Here is a 3,003-nt window from a genome sequence, read left to right on the forward strand (position 1 = left end):
TACATCCGCGAGGCGGCCGGACGCTCACCTGCACAGGAGATCGCCGACGCCAAGGCCCTGCTCGATTCCGGCTCGATCACCCAGGCTGAGTTCGATTCGCTAAAGGCAAAGGCGCTCAGCTGAATTAGTCGAGGAAGGCACTCAGCAGTCGGTCCACAAGACCGGCGGCATCTTGCGCGCGCGGCACGGGTGCGATGGTGAGGTTGATGAACACAAAGCCGTTGAGCATCCTGCTGAGCTCGTCCATCCGTTCCGGCGTCGGGGTCAAGCCGGCGGCCTCAATGATGAGCGTCGCCGACTTCACCGCGGCCGCCTGCAGCTCCGCCATCAACGGCCGCAGCTCCTCACGCCGGGTGCTCTCCATGAACAGTTCAAACCGCGCCAGCGTCCAGCGCCGAAACTGCTCATCGGGCTCGAGCATGCGAACCATCAACGCTTTCAACCCATCACGGCTTAGCGGGCCGATCGCCGACTGCAGTGCCTCGACGCGCTGCCAGTGCAGATCCACCGTCCGGGCCGCGGTCGCTTCCAGCAGCGCCTGGCGGGTCCGGAAGTAATTCGACGTGGTGCCCGCCGGCACACCGGCGCGGCTGTCGACCTGCCGATGCGTCAGACCCCCGACACCGTCGTCACACAGGATGTCGATCGCGGCGTCGAGGATCTGCGTCCGTCGTTCAGGATTGGTAGGCATCAGTTCTTATATTGCAGGCGCCTACTCGCCCCACTGCCACACCGCATCCCGTCCGGTGCGGGCGGGGGCGAGTTCGGGGGCAAGCATGTCCGGCTCCGGGGTGGAAAGGGCAAGCCGCAGCAGATGCGCTGCGGGCGGCGCGGGCGGTTCATCGCGACGCCGAACGATTGCGGTTTCGACCACCGGCACGTGCCGGGCAAGCGGAAGCAAAGCGACCTTGTCGCCGCGGACGGCTCGCACCGATGACGGCAGGATCGAGACCCCGAGGCCGGCACCGACCAACGCCACCACGGTGGGGACGAGTTTGACATCCCGCACGTTCGGCTCGAATCCGGCCTGCCGGCAGGCCTCGACGAGGTGCCGTTGCAGCCCGCCCCAGGCGCCGGGCGCCGGGGCCAGAAATTGCTGTGCGGCCAGAGCTGCGAGGTCAGCCCGCTCGCCATGTTGCGTGGCGAGCGCCGCGGGCAGCACCGCAACCAGCGGCTCGCGATGCACAACTGCGAAGTCCAGCTGCGGGTCCCGAGTCCGCGCGACCGTCGGTGGCGGCAGGTGCACCAGCCCAAGGTCGGTGCGGCGCAAGCGAACTGCCTCCAGCACGCCGTCCGCGGTCTCCTCGCTGACGTCGAGCACCACATCGGGACGATCGACAAGGAAGCGTTCCAGGAGTTGCGGCAACACCTCCCAAGCCGTCGCCGAGTCGAACGCGAGCGCAAGCCGCCCGCTGCGCCCCTCCCCCAACTGCCGGACGGACTCCGCGAGCCCGTCGACCTCGGCGAGTAGCCGTCGCGCGTGGGTCGCAAGGTACCGGCCGGCGTCGGTCAGGTCGACGCCGCGGCGATGCCGAATCAGCAGCGGGACCCCGAGCTCGCGTTCCAGGCGGGACAACTGCACCGTCAGTGGCGGCTGCGTCAGGTGCAGCCGCGCGGCTGCCCGGGTCACCGAATGCTCCTCGGCAACCGTCAGGAAGTACCGAAGTTGGCGCAGATCCATACCGAAGTATATGGCTGAGGCAGCAAATAGGTATTGGACATATACCTCGGAGCGGAGAAGTGTGAACGGCATCACGAAGCCGAACGGAGATCGGAGGTCGACGGTGCTGGAGTTCAGCTACGATGCGCTGCCCGGACGGATCGTCTTCGGCCGGGGCGCGGCTCGGCAGCGGCTTGCCGGCGAGGTGGATCGGCTCGGGAGTTCCCGGTTGCTGCTGATCGCGACCGCCTCCGAAGAGGCGAAGGCACGGGAGCTGTTGACGCCGGTCGCCGATCGCATCGTCGCGACGTTTGCCGGCGTCCGCCCACATGTGCCGGTAGCGGTCGCCGAGGCGGCCCGCGCGATGGCGGCCGAGGTCGGCGCGGATGCGCTGCTCAGCGTCGGCGGAGGTTCCACCACCGGTACCGCGAAGGCGGTCGCGCTCACCACGGGGCTGCCCATCGTCGCCGTCCCCACCACCTACGCCGGCTCCGAGGTGACTCCGGTGTGGGGCCTCACCGAAGGCGAGCGCAAGCGCACCGGCACCGATCCGGTGGTGCTGCCGCGCGTGGTGGTCTACGACCCCGAACTCACGGTGTCATTACCCGCCGGGCTGTCTGCCGCCAGCGGCTTGAACGCGATGGCGCACTGCGTGGAGGCGTTCTGGGCGCCGCGACGCAATCCGATCAGCTCGCTCGCCGCCGAAGAAGGGCTCCGCGCCCTGGCGACCGGACTCCCCGCCGTCGTCATCGACGGTGCCGACCTGGATGCCCGCTCGGATCTGCTCTATGGCGCCTATCTTGCGGGCAGCGCGTTCGCCGTCGCGGGTTCGGGACTGCATCACAAGATCTGCCATGTGCTTGGCGGCGCCTACGACCTGCCGCACGCCGAAACGCACGCGATCGTGCTGCCGCATGTCCTGGCATTCAACGCGCCCGGCGCGACCTCCGCCGCGGCACGCATCGGCCGCGCCCTTGGCGTTGCCGACCCCGTTGCCGGCCTGCAGAGCCTGTCGAAACGGGTCGGTATCCCAACGGGGCTGCGCGACATCGGATTACGCAACGACCAACTGGACGAGGCGGTTGCCCTGATCGAGCCCGAAGTCCCGGCCGACAACCCGGTTCCGGTGACCATGGTCGCCCTGCGTTCGCTGCTCGAGGCGGCGTGGTCGGGTGAGGCAGAGGAGGAGAAACCGTGAGCATCCAACAGGTTCGAGAACAGGCCGTCACCGACGAGGTGATCGCGAGTTTCGCCGGCGCTCCCTCAGAACGCTTGCGCGAGGTGATGAGCAGCCTGGTCCGGCATCTGCACGATTTCGCGCGCGAGGTCCGGCTCACCGAGGC

Annotated in this window: 5 protein-coding genes; 3 read left to right on the forward strand and 2 right to left on the reverse strand. The window is 68.4% G+C overall.

The window, feature by feature from the left end; translation table 11 throughout:
* Window positions 1-123 (forward strand): SHOCT domain-containing protein (locus tag VN779_RS26370; RefSeq protein ID WP_349260699.1); only part of this gene is annotated, 123 nt, incomplete at its 5' end.
* Between the two features lies 1 nt (window position 124).
* On the opposite strand, the gene VN779_RS07890 is transcribed toward VN779_RS26370, so the two are convergent.
* Together VN779_RS07890 and VN779_RS07895 are read right to left on the reverse strand one after the other, a co-directional pair.
* Window positions 125-691 carry a TetR/AcrR family transcriptional regulator gene (locus VN779_RS07890; RefSeq protein WP_325721671.1) on the reverse strand — a complete coding sequence of 189 codons (567 nt, stop codon included), beginning with the start codon at window positions 689-691 and terminating at the stop codon, window positions 125-127.
* Window positions 692-712: 21 nt separating this feature from the next.
* Entirely contained in the window at window positions 713-1,681 is a 969-nt protein-coding gene (locus VN779_RS07895) for a LysR family transcriptional regulator (RefSeq protein WP_325721673.1), read from the reverse strand.
* A gap of 103 nt (window positions 1,682-1,784) precedes the next feature.
* Between VN779_RS07895 and VN779_RS07900 the strand changes: the two genes are divergently transcribed.
* Together VN779_RS07900 and VN779_RS07905 are read left to right on the forward strand one after the other, a co-directional pair.
* The gene (locus tag VN779_RS07900) at window positions 1,785-2,858 is read left to right on the forward strand and encodes a maleylacetate reductase (protein ID WP_325721675.1); all 1,074 of its coding nucleotides are present in this window, start codon (window positions 1,785-1,787) and stop codon (window positions 2,856-2,858) included.
* A 38-nt stretch (window positions 2,859-2,896) separates the two neighbouring features.
* On the forward strand, window positions 2,897-3,003 hold a 107-nt coding region (locus VN779_RS07905), incomplete at its 3' end, for a dioxygenase (protein WP_325721677.1).

Source organism: Actinocrinis sp. (assembly GCF_035605935.1).
Taxonomy (GTDB): Bacteria; Actinomycetota; Actinomycetes; order Streptomycetales; family Catenulisporaceae; genus Actinocrinis.

What these genes read in the sequence shown, in the direction of transcription:
- VN779_RS07895 (WP_325721673.1), bottom strand. Translation starts at nt 1,681, where the DNA reads ATGGATCTGCGCCAACTTCGGTACTTCCTGACGGTTGCCGAGGAGCAT.
- VN779_RS07890 (WP_325721671.1), bottom strand. Translation starts at nt 691, where the DNA reads ATGCCTACCAATCCTGAACGACGGACGCAGATCCTCGACGCCGCGATC.